This window comes from Streptomyces sp. AC627_RSS907, from assembly GCF_019049165.1.
The window spans coordinates 1-657 of the sequence record NZ_JAGMUE010000126.1; the positions used below are offsets into that span (position 1 = coordinate 1).

The 657-nt window shown below is 74.3% G+C and carries 1 protein-coding gene; it reads right to left on the bottom strand.

Annotated elements, in window-relative coordinates; all coding sequences use genetic code 11:
• Window positions 1-657: acyltransferase domain-containing protein (locus tag KUM32_RS26210; protein WP_217144427.1), on the bottom strand; the 657-nt coding region annotated here is incomplete at both ends.

Here is a 657-nt window from a genome sequence, read left to right on the forward strand (position 1 = left end):
TGGACCACGTCCACCCGGTCGTAGGCGCCCGAGCGGACCATCTCCGACAGCGACCAGTCCACGAACGGTGCCAGAGCACGCTCGCACTCCTCGAACCGTGCCGCGAACACCGGCGACGACTCCAGCAGCTCCACCGCCATACCCGGCCACTGCGAACCCTGCCCCGGAAAGACGAACACCGTCCTGCCCACACCGGAAGCCACACCGGAGACCACACCGGGGGCGACGCCGGGGGCCGCACCCGTCGGCGGCTCGCCGTCCACAACCGCCCGCAGACCCGCCGCGAACTCCGCGGCCGAGCCACCCACGACCACCGCGCGGTGCTCGAACACCGACCGGCCCGCCAGCGCCGCACCCACCGCGGCACGATCCTCGTCCACCAGCGGCACCAGCCGGCCCGCCTGCGCACGCACCGCCTCGGCCGAACGACCCGACACCACCCACGGCACCACGACCGACGGCACACCGGCCGCCCCGGCAGCCCCGGCCACCGCCGGCTCCTCCACCGGCTCCTCCACCGGAGCCTGCTCCAGGATCAGATGGGCGTTCGTACCGCTGACACCGAAGGCGGAGACACCGGCGCGACGCGGGGCACCCTCCTCGCCCCACTCCCGCGCCTCGGTCAACAACTCCACCCGGCCCGCCGACCAGTCGACG